At 69.6% G+C, this 15,610-nt stretch carries 13 protein-coding genes and 2 pseudogenes; 5 read left to right on the top strand and 10 right to left on the bottom strand.

Annotation, left to right across the window (positions count from 1 at the left end; genetic code table 11):
- Nucleotides 1–340: 340 nt before the first annotated feature.
- Together O1G21_RS39300 and O1G21_RS39295 are read right to left on the bottom strand one after the other, a co-directional pair.
- The gene (locus O1G21_RS39300; protein WP_270150615.1) at nt 341–463 is read right to left on the bottom strand and encodes a hypothetical protein; all 123 of its coding nucleotides are present in this window, start codon (nt 461–463) and stop codon (nt 341–343) included.
- A 68-nt stretch (nt 464–531) separates the two neighbouring features.
- Nucleotides 532–1,568 (bottom strand): annotated as a pseudogene (locus tag O1G21_RS39295) (ISL3 family transposase); the annotation flags it as partial.
- Nucleotides 1,569–1,629: 61 nt separating this feature from the next.
- Between O1G21_RS39295 and O1G21_RS39290 the strand changes: the two are divergent.
- Nucleotides 1,630–2,843 (top strand): IS3 family transposase gene (locus O1G21_RS39290; protein ID WP_270150614.1). Its coding sequence is split into 2 segments (ribosomal slippage): nt 1,630–1,932 and nt 1,935–2,843, totalling 1,212 coding nucleotides; the frame shifts between segments, so codons are not numbered across the junction.
- On the opposite strand, the gene O1G21_RS39285 is transcribed toward O1G21_RS39290, so the two are convergent.
- The 6 genes from O1G21_RS39285 to O1G21_RS39260 form a co-directional block, all read right to left on the bottom strand.
- The gene (locus tag O1G21_RS39285) at nt 2,821–3,351 is read right to left on the bottom strand and encodes a transposase family protein (RefSeq protein ID WP_270150613.1); all 531 of its coding nucleotides are present in this window, start codon (nt 3,349–3,351) and stop codon (nt 2,821–2,823) included. The two genes, O1G21_RS39290 and O1G21_RS39285, sit on opposite strands and share 23 nt — an antisense overlap.
- 22 nt (nt 3,352–3,373) lie before the next feature.
- Nucleotides 3,374–3,730, bottom strand: coding sequence for an SMI1/KNR4 family protein (locus O1G21_RS39280; RefSeq protein WP_270150611.1), 357 nt, complete (start codon nt 3,728–3,730; stop codon nt 3,374–3,376).
- 1 nt (nt 3,731) lies between these two features.
- Entirely contained in the window at nt 3,732–3,914 is a 183-nt protein-coding gene (locus tag O1G21_RS39275; protein ID WP_270150610.1) for a hypothetical protein, read from the bottom strand.
- 35 nt (nt 3,915–3,949) lie between these two features.
- Nucleotides 3,950–5,332: an APC family permease gene (locus tag O1G21_RS39270; RefSeq protein ID WP_270150609.1), complete on the bottom strand. Its 1,383-nt coding sequence runs from the start codon at nt 5,330–5,332 to the stop codon at nt 3,950–3,952.
- A gap of 280 nt (nt 5,333–5,612) precedes the next feature.
- Complete coding sequence (locus tag O1G21_RS39265) at nt 5,613–7,250, bottom strand: serine/threonine-protein kinase (RefSeq protein WP_270150607.1); 1,638 nt, start codon at nt 7,248–7,250, stop codon at nt 5,613–5,615.
- A 360-nt stretch (nt 7,251–7,610) separates the two neighbouring features.
- On the bottom strand, nt 7,611–9,017 hold the full coding sequence (locus O1G21_RS39260; protein ID WP_270150606.1) for a flavin monoamine oxidase family protein: 1,407 nt from the start codon (nt 9,015–9,017) through the stop codon (nt 7,611–7,613).
- Nucleotides 9,018–9,304: 287 nt separating this feature from the next.
- Between O1G21_RS39260 and O1G21_RS39255 the strand changes: the two genes are divergently transcribed.
- Nucleotides 9,305–9,844 carry a TetR/AcrR family transcriptional regulator gene (locus O1G21_RS39255; RefSeq protein ID WP_270150605.1) on the top strand — a complete coding sequence of 180 codons (540 nt, stop codon included), beginning with the start codon at nt 9,305–9,307 and terminating at the stop codon, nt 9,842–9,844.
- Between the two features lie 67 nt (nt 9,845–9,911).
- Here the strand turns inward: O1G21_RS39255 and O1G21_RS39250 are convergent.
- Nucleotides 9,912–10,968 (bottom strand): annotated as a pseudogene (locus O1G21_RS39250) (integrase core domain-containing protein).
- A 463-nt stretch (nt 10,969–11,431) separates the two neighbouring features.
- Here O1G21_RS39250 and O1G21_RS39245 point away from each other — a divergent pair.
- The 3 genes from O1G21_RS39245 (at nt 11,432) to O1G21_RS39230 (ending at nt 15,250) form a co-directional block, all read left to right on the top strand.
- Nucleotides 11,432–13,174: a multicopper oxidase family protein gene (locus tag O1G21_RS39245; RefSeq protein WP_270150603.1), complete on the top strand. Its 1,743-nt coding sequence runs from the start codon at nt 11,432–11,434 to the stop codon at nt 13,172–13,174.
- A 927-nt stretch (nt 13,175–14,101) separates the two neighbouring features.
- Nucleotides 14,102–14,320, top strand: coding sequence for a hypothetical protein (locus O1G21_RS39235; RefSeq protein WP_333493541.1), 219 nt, complete (start codon nt 14,102–14,104; stop codon nt 14,318–14,320).
- Nucleotides 14,321–14,368: 48 nt separating this feature from the next.
- Nucleotides 14,369–15,250, top strand: a complete 882-nt coding sequence (locus tag O1G21_RS39230) for a dioxygenase family protein (RefSeq protein WP_270150601.1) — start codon at nt 14,369–14,371, stop codon at nt 15,248–15,250.
- Between the two features lie 218 nt (nt 15,251–15,468).
- Here O1G21_RS39230 and O1G21_RS39225 read toward each other — a convergent pair whose 3' ends face one another.
- On the bottom strand, nt 15,469–15,597 hold the full coding sequence (locus O1G21_RS39225) for a hypothetical protein (protein WP_270150600.1): 129 nt from the start codon (nt 15,595–15,597) through the stop codon (nt 15,469–15,471).
- Between the last annotated feature and the right edge of the window lie 13 nt (nt 15,598–15,610).

The raw sequence follows: 15,610 nt of genomic DNA, 5'->3' as shown, positions 1-15,610 counted from the left end.
GCTGGTCCGCGTCGGCGGGCGGCCGCCGGCCGGTGGTCCGGCGCAGCGTCGGCTCGGGGGTCGGTATGTCGCCGGGGGGCGCGGCCATGGCAGCGACCGTAGTGACCGGGGCTGCGGGTTGGCTCGTGTCGCGGGGCGGTCGGCTCGGTGACCCACGTCCAGGGCGACATCGGTGGTGGTGAACGTGTGGGGGCGGCTGAGGTGGTTGGCGGCAAAACGGCCGGGCTCCCCGTCGCCCTGGTGCTCGACACCGAGGCGATCACGCGGGACAGTAGCTGCTGCGGTGCGATGAAGGGGGCCGGCGCGGTGCCGGGGCCCGCGCTGCGTTTGTGGTGCCTGGTCAGGCGGCGCCGGCGTCCCAGACGGTATCGACGTCGGAGCGCCGTTCCTCGTGTGCCTTGGCGTCCCCTGCCAGCTTGATCTCCGAGACTTTCAGTCCGGACCACGTCCACGCGATCTTCACCAGCCGGGTGGTGTCACAGCGGTGGCTCTTACAAGATTTTCGTAACCGGTGATCGCCCTCGGCTCTGGTCAGCTGAGCAGGATGCGCTGGCGTAGAAGGCGGTGTCCGGCGCGGCCGTAGGTCTGCCGCTTGAGCAGCTTGATCTTGTTGTTGACGCCCTCGGTGCGGCCGTTGTGCCAGGGCAAGGTGAGGGCGTGGTCGACGCCGGCGCGGTCGCGCTCAAGGCCGGTGGCGTAGGCGTGCAGGAACGGCAGATCCGCCGCCCGGACCCGTGTGATCCATCCGGTCAGCGCCTCGGCATTGGCCGGTTTCGGGGTGAGGAGGGCGGCGAAGTCGCCTACAGCGTCTGCCAGGGCAGTCATCTCCGGGCAGGCGCCAGCGAGCTGGTCACGCAGCACTCGCTGGCCCTCGCGCAGGTGGTCGGGGTCGGTGAGCAGGAGGCGGGCGGCCTTGCGCGGGGAGAGGCTGGCGTGGTCGGCCTCGACCCGGCCCTGGTTGATATAGCGGACCAGGAGGTTCGCGCTGCCGGTGTAGCCCAGTTCTCTTATCTCGCGCAGGAGGTGGGTGACGGGCACTGCGGGGTCCTCGGCCCGGCGTCGGCGTAGGTGATCGCGGTAGGGGTCGACCAGGGTGGGCCGGTAGAGGGGCGCCCGCACCATGCGCTCGGGCTCGGTGTGGCGGGCGTAGCGCTTGACCGTGTTCAGTGCGAGGCCCAGACGGCGGGAGCATTCCAGCAGGCCGACCCCGGCATCGAGCAGTTGGTGGACCTGCTGCCACCGCTCGAGGGTGGTAGCGGCGCGGGTGCCTTCCCGAACCAGCATCCGCTGTGGGCTGCGATTTCCTTCTGAGCAGCCTCGGCCAGGCCGTGCCACAGGTGCCAGCGGTCGCAAACTTGGGTGATCGCGGGGTCGGCATCGGTGGTGGCCTGGGCGAAGCCCCCGGCGCCGTCCCGGCAGACGGCCTCGATGCCGGGGTGGGCCTTCAGCCAGGCGGTCACCGTCTCCATCTTGCGGTCCGGCAGGACTTCGATGCGCTCGCCGGTGGCGGCGTCGATCAGGATGGTGGCGTAGCGGTGGCCCCGGCGCAGGGCGAAATCGGGCCTTCCTCCCGAAGTGTGGACACCCCGGACACTGGATCGCGGAGATCCAGAGGAAGAGGAGTCCCCCGTGGTGATGAAGGTGAACTCGCCGGAGTTCAAGGCGGACGCCGTGGCGCTGTACCTGTCGGAACCAGGACGCACGATCCGCTCGGTGGCCGATGATCTCGGGGTCAACCACGAGACCCTACGGAACTGGATCAGCGCCCACCGGGCCCGGCAGCGGGAGGGCGCCGAGAGCGTTCCGGCTGCCGGTTCGGGCGCCCCGATAGGCTCCGGCACCGTGTTGGAGCAAGAGAACAAGCAGCTCAGAGCCCGGATACGGGAGCTTGAGCTGGAGCGGGACATCCTGCGCCGGGCGGCGAAGTATTTCGCCGGAGAGACGAACTGGTGATGAGCCGCTTCCAGTTCGTTGAGGACCATCGAGACGCCTTCGGGGTGAAGCGGCTGTGTCGGGTGCTGGAGGTCTCGCGGTCCGGGTTCTACCGGTGGCTGGCCGCCGCGCCGGCCCGTGAGGCCCGCAGGCAGGCCGATGACGAGCTCGCCGATCGGATCCGCGCGATCCACGCCGAAACGGACGGCACCTATGGCAGCCCGCGGGTGACCGCCGAGCTGCGGCATGCCGGGCGCCGGGTCAACCGCAAGCGCGTCGAGCGGGTGATGCGCGAGCGGGGCATTGTCGGCGTGCACCTGCGCAGGAAGGTCCGCACCACTGTCCCCGAGCCCTCGGCGGTGCCGGTTCCGGACCTGCTGGGACGCGACTTCACCGCCGCTCGGCCGAACACCCGCTACGTCGGGGACATCACCTACCTCCCGATCGGCGACGGTCAATTCCTCTACCTGGCAACGGTGTTGGACCTGTGTTCCAAGCGCCTGGTGGGCTGGTCGATCGCCGATCACATGCGGACCGAGCTGGTCACCGACGCGCTCAAGGCGGCGGCCGCCGCCCGGGACGGAAGCCTGGACGGCGCGGTCTTCCACAGCGACAACGGGTCCCAGTACGTGTCCAAGGAATTCGCCGACATCTGCCGGGAGTTGGGCGTCACCAGGAGTCGCGGCGCGGTCGGTACGAGCGCGGACAACGCCGCCGCCGAGGCGTTCAACGCCACGCTGAAACGGGAGACCCTCCAAGGCGCGAAGCGTTGGCCTGGAGCCCGCGCCGCCCGCCTGGCGGTCTTCCGCTGGATCACCCGCTACAACACCCGCAGGAGGCACTCCGCGCTGAACTACCTCAGCCCGATCGAGTTCGAACAACGATCAGTTACGCTGGCACTCGCCGCATAGCACTGGTGTCCACACCTCGGGGGGAGCCCCCCTCGTCGATGCCCAGCACCCGCGGGACGACCCGGGCGGGCAGGCTGATGCGCATCAAGCAGTTCAGCACGCCCGCCCAGGTCAGCACGTGGTGCAGCACGCCCAGCAGGCGGGCCCCGGCCGACCCGGCCAGTGCCACGGCGACCGCGTCGACCACCTTCTGCAGAGCAGGAGTGCGACGCTGGTAACGCCGGGTCAGCCCGTCGATCTGCTCGGCGAAGGTGACCTTCTCGCAGGCTGGGTTCTCGCAGTACAGGCGGCGCACCGATAAGTCGATCACGACCGCCCGACCGCCCACCGCCTCGTCTGCGACATGCCGCTCGTATCGAGAGTGCACCCAGTCCGACGACTGCCCGCACAACGGACACGCCGCCGGCAAGTCATCCCTGGTCCGGGCAGTGATCCTCAGTAGATCCCCGCTGGCCTCCACGCGCTCGACTTGCACCGCGGCCAGCTGCGGCAGCAGGTCCCCCACCATGACAACACACCCAGACAGCGTCTCACCGCCAACCAAGCGACACCATAGGCGAGTTGAAGCGATCACCGGTTACGAAAATCTTGTAAGAGCCGAAGACCGTACAGACCCATTCGTCCGCAAGCGCTGCCTCCGAGAGCCTCGAGACCGCGATTCCCTGCTCGTTCGAGTTCACGGCGGGGATGTGAATGCCGACGATCTCCTCGATCGAGCCCCTACCGAAAGCTGCAACGAAGGCCCGGTAGTCGGCAGGGAATGGCGTCCCGTAAACCTTCTCCGCCGCACTCCAGTCGACGGTGTCCCCGCAGGTCGGCCCGATGCACGACAGCAGTTCTCCGATGCCCGCCATGGCGGCAATTGCAACAGACTGATCGTCACTCACGCTACGGCTTCCATTGGGTCGGGGCGTCCTTGCCCATGTTGTGCCATTGTCCGTCCTTCAGGCTGTACATCTCGTTAGCTACGTCCGCATCGAACAGGCTTATCGTGCCGATGTTGCGTACCGAATTGAGGCAGTTCAGCGGCGGTGTTGAGGAGCCTGTTGGCTGCAACAGGTGTTGCACCATCCCTCGCCAGAGTGACGGGTCGGCCGTCGCGCCCTTCAGTTAGCCTTGCGGCGGTGCCAGGCCAGCGGAAGGTAGAGCAGCGTCGAGCCGCCTGCGGCGATGAGGCAGTAGGTCACCGCGGTGGTGCCGTTCTCCGTGTACTGCTGCCACGCCGCCCAGGAGCAGACGGCCGTGAGGCTGAGAGTGATGAGGGACAGGACGAAGCTGCCGCCGGGGATACGGTAGGGCCGCTCGAGTCCCGGCTCGCGTACACGCAGCGCGATGAGTGCGGCGACCTGGAGCAGCAGTGTGATGTTGGTGAGGAAGACGTCCACGATGATCAGGTTGGTGAAGCTGCTCAGGCAGAACAGCGCGTAGATCGCCGAGGAGCCGATGATGGAGGCGACCGGTACCTGGCCGTGAGACCTCCTGGCCAACCACCTCGGGAAGTAGCCGTCCTGCGCCAGGGCGAACGGCAGGCGGGCGTTGGAGGCGAGCAGCGCGGAGAACATCGCCGCCGAGGCGAGCATGCCGCCGACGGTGACGGTGGTCTGCAGCCACGGTCCGGTCAGGGTCTTGGCCACGTCGGAGAATGAGCCGCTGTGCCAGTTCTTCCAGCCGTCTGGGCCGCCCGGCCCGACCGCGAGCGAGGCGAGCGCGGGCAGCAGGTAGCCGACGACTGTGACTACGACCGAGAGGGCGAGCGCCCGGGGCAGGTGCTTGCGCGGGTTGTCGATGTCGCCAGCGAAGGTCGAGACGTCGTCCCAGCCGCTGTAGTTCCACATGGCGAGGAAGAGCCCGGCGCCAAAGGCGTTCCACATCGGCTGATCCGGGCGGCTGGTCAGCTCCGTCACCGGGTTGACGCCGTGGCTGGACAGGTGGACGAAGCCGGCAACGGTCAGCAGCAACAGCGGGGTGAGGCAGACGATCGCAAGAAAGACCGAGGAGCTGCCGACCCTGGCCGTGCCCATGAGGTTGACCAGCGTGAAGACCATGATGACGGCTAGGCAGATGAACCAGTGCAGGTCGAACTGGAAGTGGCCTGCGGTGAACAGCACGTGCTTGCCAGGTTCGGCCCAACGGGCCATGGACTGCAGGTAGGTGGTGAACAGGATCGGGTAGACGGCCATGTCCACGAAGCTGCACAGCCAGCTGAGCATGCCTTGCTGGAAGCCCCAGAAGTTGCCCAGCCCGCGCCGGACCCAGTGATAGGAGCCTCCGTCGACCGGGATTGCCGTGCCGAGTTCGGCACAGACCAAAGCGTGGGGGACGCTGTAGATGAGTGGTGTCACCAGGATCAGCAGCAGAGCCATCCCGGGGCCGGAGGTGGAGAACAGGCCTTCGATGCCATAGGCCCCGCCGGAGACGCTGAAGAAGATGAGCGCCACGAGGGCTGTCGGCTTCACCTTCCGGGGCGGGGACATTGCTGTCTGGGGCATGGCGAACGACTGCTCCGCCGAAGGGGTTCCGGCGGTGGCAGTGGCGTTCGGGGACATTTCTCACCTAGTTCTGGCGGACGACGTGCGAGAGGTGGGACGGCCGTCTCTGCGTCGCTGCCGGGTCGGCACATCGGTGGGGTTGTCTTGTCTGTAGGTGTCACGGCCAGCGAACGAAGATCGCTTCCCATGATCGGGGGCTGGGCGATGGATCCGGAACGATGTCGCCGAGGCCGACGGGTCGGTTGATCGGTCAGCGCCGGATGCGTCCGGGCTCGGGTGGTCAAGCGGTACGGCGGTAGGCGGTGATGGAGACCTTGACTGGGCCGTCGTCCGAGGCGGTGGCGAGCGTGCGGATGATGGCGATGTCCTGGCCGCCGTGGGAGCGGACGCAGAAGCTGCGGTCGACACGCAGGGTGGTGAAGGGCAAGGCGGAGGTGGGCTTGGTGTCGATGCCCGTGAGGCAGTCGGGGAGCGTGAGGGGGCCGGTCGGGGCGATGTAGGCGTCGTTGTCCTCGGCGATGTAGAAGGCGCCCGCCTGGCGGGCCAGGTACCAGCTGGAGGTGTCCTGGGTGACTTTTCCGGCTCTGAGGTCGAACTCGTGGTCGCGGTCGGGAGAGGTGAGTTCGAGGTTGGTGTAGGCGGCGGTGTAGCCGGAGGCGGCGGTCTGCTGCGGGGACACGGAGGAAGGGGCGGGGGCGGGTGCGGTGGCGGGCGGGAGGTCTGCGGTGGCAGCTGCGGGCTGTTCGGTGGAGTCGTCGAAGTACTCGAAGTAGTCGAGCAGGAAGAAGGCCGCCGCGGCGCCGATGAGCAGGGCCGTGGCCGTCAGGAGCCCCGTGCGGACGCCCCGGGTGCCCTCGCGCCGGCGGCGGCTGGCGCGGGCAGGTTCCGGGCGGGCCGGCTCCGCCGCTCGGCGGGTGGGTGCGGGGGCGGGCAGGACGGGTGCGGCCGCGGCGCCTGCCGGGTCGAGGACGGTGGCAGGCGGTGCGGGCGTGGCCGGAAGGGCGGTGTGACGGTTCAGCTCGCTGCTGACCTGCAGGGGCAGCCAGCCGTCGGTGAAGCGCAGTTCGCCGCCGGTGGCGAGATGGCGGCGGGCGGCCTCGATCAGCCAGGCGGTGCCCGGCCGGTCCTCGGGGTTCTTGGCCAGGCAGTGCCGGACGAGGTCGTGCAGTCCGTGCGGAAGAGCGGACAGGTCGGGCTCCTCGTGGACCGCCCGGTAGAGCGAGACCTGTTCGGGCCCGTCACCGAAAGGGGCCCTGCCGGAGGCGATGAAGGTGCTCAGGGCACCGAGGGCGAAGACGTCGGTGGCCGGGGTGGCGGGCAGACCGAGGGCCTGTTCGGGGGCCATGAAGCCGGGTGAGCCGATGCGCAGGCCGGTGCCGGTGAGCGGGCTGGCGTCGGCGGCGCGGGCGATGCCGAAGTCGATGACGCGGGGGCCGTCGGCGGCGACGAGGACGTTGCCGGGCTTGAGGTCGCGGTGGACGACGCCTGCGGCGTGGATCGCCTGCAGGGCCTCGGCGATGCCTGCGAGCAGGAGCAGGACGGTGCGTTCGGGCAGCGGGCCGTAACGGCGGACGACCTGGTGGAGGGAGGGACCGGGCACGAAGGTGGTGGCGAGCCAGGGGACGGCGGCGTCGGTGCCCGCGTCGACGACCTGGGCGGTGTAGAGGCCGTGGATGCGCCGGGCGCTGGCGACTTCCTGGGCGAAACGGTGCCGGAACTCGGGGTCCTCGGCGAGTTCGGGCCGGACCACCTTGAGCGCGACGGGGCGCCCGCCGGGGGTGTAGGCCAGGTAGACGCGGCCCATCCCGCCCGCGCCGAGCCGCGCGCACAGGCGGTAGCCGCCGACCTCGCGGGGGTCCTCGGGGGACAGCGCCTCGTAGGCGGAGAACGGCTGGGCGCCGTAGGGCTGTGCGGTCATGCTGGCTCCCAGCGGGTCGTGCGGGGTACGGGGCGCGGTGGAACGGGTGCGGCGGCAGTGGCGCCCCGGGTCTATGCCAGCGTCCGGAATCGCAGCGGATCATATCCGGCCGCGGTTGCTGTCAGCGCCCGGCCCGTTCGACCGATCGCGTAGGCGCGGCTGGCCCCAGGGGCAGGCAAGCTGCGGTGTTCGGGTCCGAGCACGCCCCCGCCGGTGCGTTCGGGGGTAAGCACCGACGGGGGCCGCCGTCCCGCGGGCGGGGGGTCGCCCGGCGGGGTCCTGGTGGACGAAATCCCGGGTTGTCTCCGCCGTCCGCGCACGGCGGGAACACCCCAAGGTTCCGTCGTGGGGACGGCGGGTTCAGCCGGCGATCTCCTTGGCCGCGCGGATTCCCGACAGGTAGGCGCCGTGGACGGTGGCGAAGTCGCCCTTGTCCGTGGCCTCGCCGGCGAAGTGCACACGACCGTCGACGGCGGCCGCGAGCTGGTCGCGCATGGCCGGCGTGGAGCCGAGCTTGTTGAACGAGTACGAGCCCAGCGCGTACGGGTCGGACGCCCAGCGGGTGATCTGATAGTCGAGCGGCGCGGGGATGCCGCTGCCGTACATGGTCCTGAGCGTGGCCATCGCGCTGTCCACGACTTGGCCGTCGCTCCAGCCCTCGATAATGCGGCCGAAGTCGGCGGCATTGAAACCGAGCAGGACCGGCTTGCCGGTGGGGCGGGTGACGTTGATCCACTGCGTCCACTGGCCGTACCTGTCGACACGCGGCACGTAGCCCAGCCAGTCGGTGTCCGCCCAGAACACGGTGGGGAAGCGCAGGTAGCACTTGTTGAGCACTCCCACACCGAGCTTGCTGACGGCGGCGAGCTTGTCGTCGGGCAGGCCCGGCCCGAACTTCACCGCGCCAGCCTGGAGCACTCCCAGCGGCAGGGTCACCAGCACCCGGTCGGCCTGGAACACACCCTTGTCGGTGGTGACCGTGACACCACCGGAGTTCCAGTCGATGTTCTTGACCACCTGCCCGGTGCGAACGGACAGCCCGGCCGCGAGCAGATCGGTGATCTGGTGGTACCCCTGCGGGAACAACACGTCCTTGCCCTTGACCTTGTTGTCCTCGTCGAAGTGCAAACCCGACATCTGCTCCACGCTGCCGGAGTACTCGTGCTCGTAATCGTTCAGGTCCCAGTTGAGCAGCGCCCTGTCCTGGTCCGACAACGAGGACCAGCCGACCGCGGCCTCCACCACGCTGCGTACCGACGCGTCCTTGTCCCCCTCGTCCTGGAACGAGGTCAGCGCGTCGGCGGCCTTCTTCCGCCAGCTCTCCAGCGCCTTGGCCTGCGCGTCACTCAACTTGCCGCCGTCGGCGGAGTAGTCGGTAGTGCTTTCCAGGTCCGTCACGACCGTCTTCGCGTTCGCCTTCGCGGCCAGCGCGGCGATCGGGTTCTTCTCGATGCCATGGATCCACGAAGCGCCCAGATCGAGCGGCGTGTCCGCCCACTGCTGGCTGGTCCAGATGCGGCCACCGACCCGGTCGCGCGCTTCGAGCACCGACACATCGTGGCCCTTGTCGGCCAGGTAGCGGGCGGCGCCCAGGCCACTGATCCCAGCTCCCACGACGATCACCTTCTGGCGCCCGGACGGGCTGGGCGAGCCGTCCTCGCCTCCGTTGTCCCCGCTGTCGTCGCAGGCGGACAGGGAGGCAAGAAGGGCGAGACTGGGCAGGCCCAGACCCACGCTCCGCAGGAAGCGTCGGCGATGCATCGTCATGGCTGGTAACCGATCTTCGATCTGACACGGGCTGATCCGAGGATGCGGATGAACGCTTCGTTGCGCTCGCCGCACCGCCCGTGGTGGGAAGAAGCCGCTTGGACTCCAGGGCACCCCGTCCGGTCGGGGACCGCCTCGTGCACGGCGATGCCGCTTCCGCGGGCACACGCGATGCGGAGCCGCGGATCAGAGCGATCCCGGCCCTTACGTACAATGAGGCTGATACAGAGCAGATTACTTAGATACATCGATGTGTCAATAGAGGCATTGGGGGTTTGGGCGCGACCATGCGTACCGACGCGACAGAAGTGCTGGAGTCGGCGATCCCGATCCTCGCCAAGGACCGGGCGGCCTCGATGCAGTCCATCGCCACACGCTCGGGCATCAGCCGGGCGACCCTGGTCCGCCTCTTCCCCACCCGCCAGCACCTGGTACAGGCGATGGCCCAGAAGATCCTCGACGACTGCGACCGGATCCTGACACGGGCCGAGGCCGACACGGCCGCCATGGAACACGTCCTGACCGCACTCGTCGCCGACTACCCGCCGTTCGCCCAGCTGTGGAACCTCGTCTACGTCGAACCCGACGTCCTGGGCATCCCCGAGGCCAGCGCACGCGCAGAGACGATCTTCACCCGGACCGTCGAGCTCATCCAACGCGGCCAGGACGCCGGACTACTGCGTAAGGACATGCCCGCCACCTGGCTGGCCTCGACATTCTGCGGCCTGGCCGAGACCGCCTGGGAACTTACTCTCGAAGGGCACATGGGCCAACGCCAGGCTCCCGACTTCATCGCCACGATCCTGCTGCGTGGCGCGGCTGCCTGAAGCGCCAGGCCGTGCGGTGGACGGCCCAGTCCCGGCTGTGTGGGTGCCGATAGATCATCCGGCGTGGTCACGCGGCATGTTGGTATTCGTGGAGGGTTCCGCCCAGTCGGTCTCGCCGACGGACCACCAGACGTCTGATCTGTGCTGGTTCGTCGATCGGTTCGGGCAGCGGGCGGAGTGGCGCGGCTTGCTTCAGGGTTCGGTGCGGCCGGTGCTCGTTGTAGAAGGTCTCGAACTCGCGCAACGCGTGGAGGAGGTGGCGCTGGTTCCGGATCAAGGTGCGGTCCAGCAGCTCGCGTCGGCAGGTCTGTATCCAGCGCTCCATGACGGAGTTCATCCGCGGTATCCGGATGCCGGTGGCCACGACGCTCGGGCCGGCGTGGGCCATCAGGGCGTCGAAGGAGGCCGTGAACTTCGAGTCGCGGTCCCGGATCAAGAACCTGGCCTTGTTACCCGCGTCCTCGAGGTCCATGAGCAGGCTGCGTCCGAGCTGCACGACCCTCCCCCAGCCTCCGGCCGGGAGGTGCCCCCATCGCGGTGGGGTGTGCGGTGGCGCCGAGGATCCGGACGCGCCGGGTGCCGTGCTCGATGACGGCGAAGACGTACAGGCAGGCTCCGGCCAGGGTACGGGTCTCGAAGAGGTCGCAAGCGAGCAGGGCCTCGGCCTGGCCGCGCAGGAAGTCGGCCCAGGTCGCGCCCTGCCGCTCGGGCGCTGGTGGGATGCCGTGCTCGCGGAGGATCTCCCAGACGGTGGAGGCGGCGACCTTGATACCGAGGGCCGCGAGTTCACCGTGGCTCCGGCGATAGCCCCACGAGGCGTTCTCGCGCGCGAGGCGCGGGACAAGGGCGCGGATCGACCGGACCGTGGGCGGGCGTCCACGGCGCTTGGGCACGCAGGTGGTGGAGTGGTGCCGCTTGAGCAGGTCGCGGTGCCAGCGCAGAATCGTGTCCGGGCGGACCAGGAGCAGAACGTGCCGCAGCTTTCCCACCGGGAGGCGGTGGAGCAGACCGGCAAGGACGACACGGTCGGTGTCGGTGAACCAGGGCTTGCCGACCTGGCATAGCAGGACCAGCAGTTGGTGCCGCAGCGCCAGGATCTCGATGTCCTTCTCCCGAATGCCCATCAGCAGCAGCCGCAGCAGCGCGAAGCTGATCGTTGTTCGAACTCGATCGGGCAGACCGCCCGCGCTGCGCAGCCATGACGCCAGGGCGGTGGAGCCCTGGCGGTACCGCAGAAGTCCGGCAAGCGCACGAAGGGGCGCAGCGCTGAGGCTGCTTCCGGGCCTGGTGAGAGCTGGTCCGGGGAGGGTGGGACGGGCGGTGCGGGGGCGTTCACGCTGCCGGTTCGGTTCCAGGCGCCGGTGGACGAGAACGTGCTGGCGTTGTTCATCGCCTCGCGGGTGATGACGGGTGAGAATCCACCTGGTCGTCCCACGGGCCGGGGCGCTGGGTGATCCGGTCGCGCCCTTGGACCGAACCGGCTAAATGCACGGCAACCCCGATAGGTGTGATCGTCCGGGGTGGGAGAAGGACTGCTGCGCGATGCGTCTTCAGGCGCGCGTCGCCAGCGGGTAGCGGAGGTGTGGCATGGCGAAGACGGCGTTCGGCCGACGGCCCCGGACCCTGGGCGGCCGTTTGCTGGCGGGGCTCGCGGGCGCGGCCGTCATCGCGGCCGGCACGGTGAGTGCACCCGTGTCCACCGCCCGGGCCGACGACGATCCCCCAACCTGTGCCCCGTCGCCCACGCCACCGTTCTTCATGGACGAGGCCCAGCAGCCACCCCTCGCCGAGATGGACGGGCCTGACCACTACACGGTCACGGCAGCAGTCCACTACACCCATCGATTCGCCAGCTCCTGGCCACCGGTGAAAACGCTGGCATACAGCACGGCCAATGCCTCGACGGACTACTCCGGCCCCGAGATCGTGACCCGAGAAGGCCACCCCGTCGACGTGAAAATCGTCAACGCCCTGCCCCCGGCCGGGACCCCCATCTTCCCGTTCGGCCAGCCGAACAACGACAACCCCGCCAACCTCCACCATCACGGCGGCCTGCAACCCGCGCCCAGCGACGGGGTGCCCGCCCCACTGGGAGTGGAACTGCCGCCCGGCGACTCCTACACCAACCACTATCCGAACGACCAGGCCGCGGCGCCCCTCTTTTACCACACCCACACCGACAAACTCACCGGCTACCAGGCGTACCCCGGGCTGGTCGGATTCTCCCCGCACACCGACGAGCGGGAACGACACTTCGGCCTGCCCAGCGGAGAGTTCTCCAAGGAATACGAACTGCAGGACAAGTCGTTCGCCCCTGCCACCAAGCAGCTGTGCTACACCAACTTCGGAGACCTCCCGGTCATCAACGGCACGATCGCACCCAAGCAGCAGGTCGAACCCAGGCGCTACCTCTTCACCCTGCTGAACTCTTCAGCCAACCGCTTCTACCACCTGAGCCTGCGCCAGGTCGGCGGACACCGGGGAAACCACCACGGCCTACCGCCGCGCATGACCGTGGTGGCCAGCGACGACGGCTACCTGCACCACCCCGCCCAAGTCGACGACCTCCTCATCGCCCCCGGCGAGCGGTACCGCGTCGTCATCGACTTCACCGGCCACCACACGCAGCAATGGGTCCTGGCCAACGACGCCCCCGCCCCCTACCCAGGCCCCAACACCGCACCACGCATCCCCCAACTGATGCGGTTCGACATCGGCACGGACGTCACCTCCCCGGACCACTCCCGCATCCCGGGCACCCTTGACGAGACCAACAACCGCGAGCCCCTGTCCGCCAAACTACGTGAGGCCCGCCTGCGCACCGTCCAGGCCGGCGTGGGGGACGTGCCCGGCGCTCCGCAACTCGGCGACAAGGACCGGCTCCTGAACTACGAAGACCCGCCCACCGAGACACCACAGCTCAACTCCTGGGAGGTGTGGGCCATCCGTAACCACGGTGCCAACGCCCACCCCATCCACCTCCACCTCCTGGAGATGCAGCTCGTCGGGCGCTGGCATGTCGGGCAGTGGGACGACAACGGAAAGCCCGTGCCCTCCTCGATCGGGCCGTTCGAGCCCGCACCCGCCTACGAGTCCGGCCCCAAAGACGTGTTCATCGCCCCGCCGGACTACATCACCGCCTGGGTCGGCAAGTTCACCGTCCCCGGAACAGCCGTGTGGCACTGCCACATCCTCCCGCACGAGGACGGCACCACGACCAACGGCAAGATCGAGATGATGCGCCCCCTCGTCATCGGATCCGAACCACAGACCCAGCTACCGCGCGTCGGAACACTGGAGCGACTCGACCGACTCGTGCGCCAACCATGAGTGACGCCCTATATCGTCAGGAGACGTCGAGGGAGACGTCGTTGCCAGGGGAAGGAGGGCAACCGAGGTGGACGGCCTTCTCGACGAGTTCCAGCGGGGAGCCCTCTTCCCCCCGATAGTGCCCCGGCACGTCCAGCACGGGCGCAGCACGGCGTTCGCCGCGCGGGCCTTCTCCAGGCGCTTGCGGGCCTTGGCCGCGGCCTTCTCCTGGCGTTCCTCGTGCTTCTGGCGATAGGACCAGCAGCGTCGCCAGGGCGGCGGGTCCACTGGCCGTGGAGCCCGTACTCCCAGGTGCTCTCCTCCATCGGAACCTGGCCGCAGTCGGCACAGGCCAGGGAGTCCATCAGCTCCTGGTGGGCCTTCTGCTGCTCGTCCTCGCGGACGGCCCGGCGCTGGCCGTAGGCAGCGCGGTTGTCCGGGCTGTCCAACGTCTCGACCAGGGAGTGCCGGCCCGAGCGGTACCGGGCCGCGAGCTCTGGCCGGCGTCCGGCGTTCAGGCCGTCGAGGACTTCCCCGACGGCCTGCTCCGTCACGTGCGCCGGGGTGGTCAGCCGAAGTGGCGGACGAAGACCTGCGACTTGCCGTTGGCGTCGCCGGGCACGATGCCGCCGGCCGCGGACTGGAAGACCACGTCCCGTCCGTCGGCGCTGACCGCGTGGACGCCGGCCGAGGCGGGCTGGTCCGAGACGGTCCTGTCAGTGTCCGTGCGCAGGTCGCGCAGAACCAGCGACGCCCCGGTCGTGTTCTTGGGGGCGTACAGCAGGTAGCGGCCCCAGGTCGCTGAAACGGCCCCTGCTTGTGCACCGGCGTCGGGTCAGGGGCGCGAGAAGGCGGAAGCCGCCGGTTCGAGGCGAAGATGATCACTCAACGTGCCCTGCCATCGCGTCGCGGCCGCGGATCAACGTCACATCTTGGCAGAATGCACAGGTGCAGCCCCTGCCGGTTCCCTGCCCCGCCCACCTCACCCTGGCCATCCTCACCGAGGCGGGCTGGGACAAGGTCGTCGCCACCGCCCCGGGCCACGTCGAGGAGGTCCGCCGCCTCGTCCTCGACCCGCTCACCCAGGCCCAGCAGCGCACCCTGCGCGCCATCGGCCAGCGCGTCAACCAGGCCGTCGACCCCAGCGGCACCTACCGCCTGGACTGACGATGCGTCCCACCCCCCGCTCCGCCCCCCCGCCGCGGAAGGCTCACCGTGCCCTCGATACTCCATCCCGCCGTGCCCGCCGGCGCGTACGACGAGTTCCTGCCCGGCGCCCTGCGCCGGGCCCGCGACCAGCGCGACTGGACCCCCGCCGACGGCCCCCTGCCCGCGCTCTACGTCAGCCACGGCGCCCCGCCCCTGCTCGACGACGGCCCCTGGCTGCGCCAGCTCCTCGACTGGGCCCGGAACCTGCCCAGACCCAAGGCCGTCCTGATCGTCTCCGCCCCCTGGGAGCACGCGCCGCTGTCCCTGTCCGCGCCCGCCGCGCACACCCCGCTGGTCTACGACTTCGCCGGGTTCCACCCCCGCTACCGCCAGGTGCGCTACGACACCCCCGACGCGAGCGCGCTGGCCCGGCGGGTGGCGGCGATGATGCCGCACGACGAGCCCGTCCACCAGCATCCTCGCCGCGGCCTGGACCACGGCGCCTGGCTCCCGCTGATGGCCATGTTCCCGCTCGCGGACATTCCCGTCCTGCAGCTGTCCATGCCGACCCACGACCCCGCCCGACTGCTGGACCTCGGCGCCCGCCTGGCACCCCTGCGCGAGGAGGGCATCCTCGTCATCGGCTCCGGCTTCATGACCCACGGCCTCCACGCGATTACCCCCGACATGCTCTTCAAGGGCGCCGTGCCAGCCTGGTCCTCCGAGTTCGACGCCTGGGCCGCCGAGGCGTTGGCGCGCGGCGACGTCGAAGAACTCGCCGCCTGGCGCGACCGCGCACCCGGCATGCCCCACGCCCACCCCACCCCCGACCACTACACCCCGCTGTTCATCACCCTCGGCGCCGGCGGCGGCCCAGAACGACCCGTCACCACCGCCATCGACGGCTACGTCCTCGGCTTCGCCAAACGCTCCTTCCAGACCACCTGACCCCCAGCGGCAGAACCGCGCGCGGAAAGATCACGCAACCCCGGGATCCGCCAACCTGGCCGCAGGCGCGGTCCCGGGTCATCCGTCAGACCGGACGGACGTCGGGGGAAGACAGGACCGAGGAGCCGGCCCTCGGACCGGCGGATGCCACGCTGCAGTGAAGCGGCCCGACGACCCTATCTATGCGCGGCTCCTGCGCCGCGCACCCGTGGCATGGGTCAGCTGCCGGCCCTCTCAACGGCGCGCAGGGCCTCCACGAGCGCGGTCTGCCGCTCGGTCAGCTTCCCTCGACGCGGGCCCCGCCTGGCCGGGGCGTGCGCGGCCACCACCGTGGCGGCTGCGGCCACCCCGGCTCCATAG

The organism is Kitasatospora cathayae (genome assembly GCF_027627435.1).
Taxonomy (GTDB): domain Bacteria; phylum Actinomycetota; class Actinomycetes; order Streptomycetales; family Streptomycetaceae; genus Kitasatospora; species Kitasatospora cathayae.
Note: the sequence above shows the minus strand (reverse complement) of the source record. Positions and strands in the feature narration are given on the sequence as shown.

Coding starts and splice junctions, on each gene's coding strand:
- O1G21_RS39285 (WP_270150613.1), bottom strand. CDS start 3,351: ATGGTGGGGGACCTGCTGCCGCAGCTGGCCGCGGTGCAAGTCGAGCGC.
- O1G21_RS39275 (WP_270150610.1), bottom strand. CDS start 3,914: ATGGTGCAACACCTGTTGCAGCCAACAGGCTCCTCAACACCGCCGCTG.
- O1G21_RS39270 (WP_270150609.1), bottom strand. CDS start 5,332: ATGCCCCAGACAGCAATGTCCCCGCCCCGGAAGGTGAAGCCGACAGCC.
- O1G21_RS39265 (WP_270150607.1), bottom strand. CDS start 7,250: ATGACCGCACAGCCCTACGGCGCCCAGCCGTTCTCCGCCTACGAGGCG.
- O1G21_RS39260 (WP_270150606.1), bottom strand. CDS start 9,017: ATGACGATGCATCGCCGACGCTTCCTGCGGAGCGTGGGTCTGGGCCTG.
- O1G21_RS39255 (WP_270150605.1), top strand. CDS start 9,305: ATGCGTACCGACGCGACAGAAGTGCTGGAGTCGGCGATCCCGATCCTC.
- O1G21_RS39245 (WP_270150603.1), top strand. CDS start 11,432: ATGGCGAAGACGGCGTTCGGCCGACGGCCCCGGACCCTGGGCGGCCGT.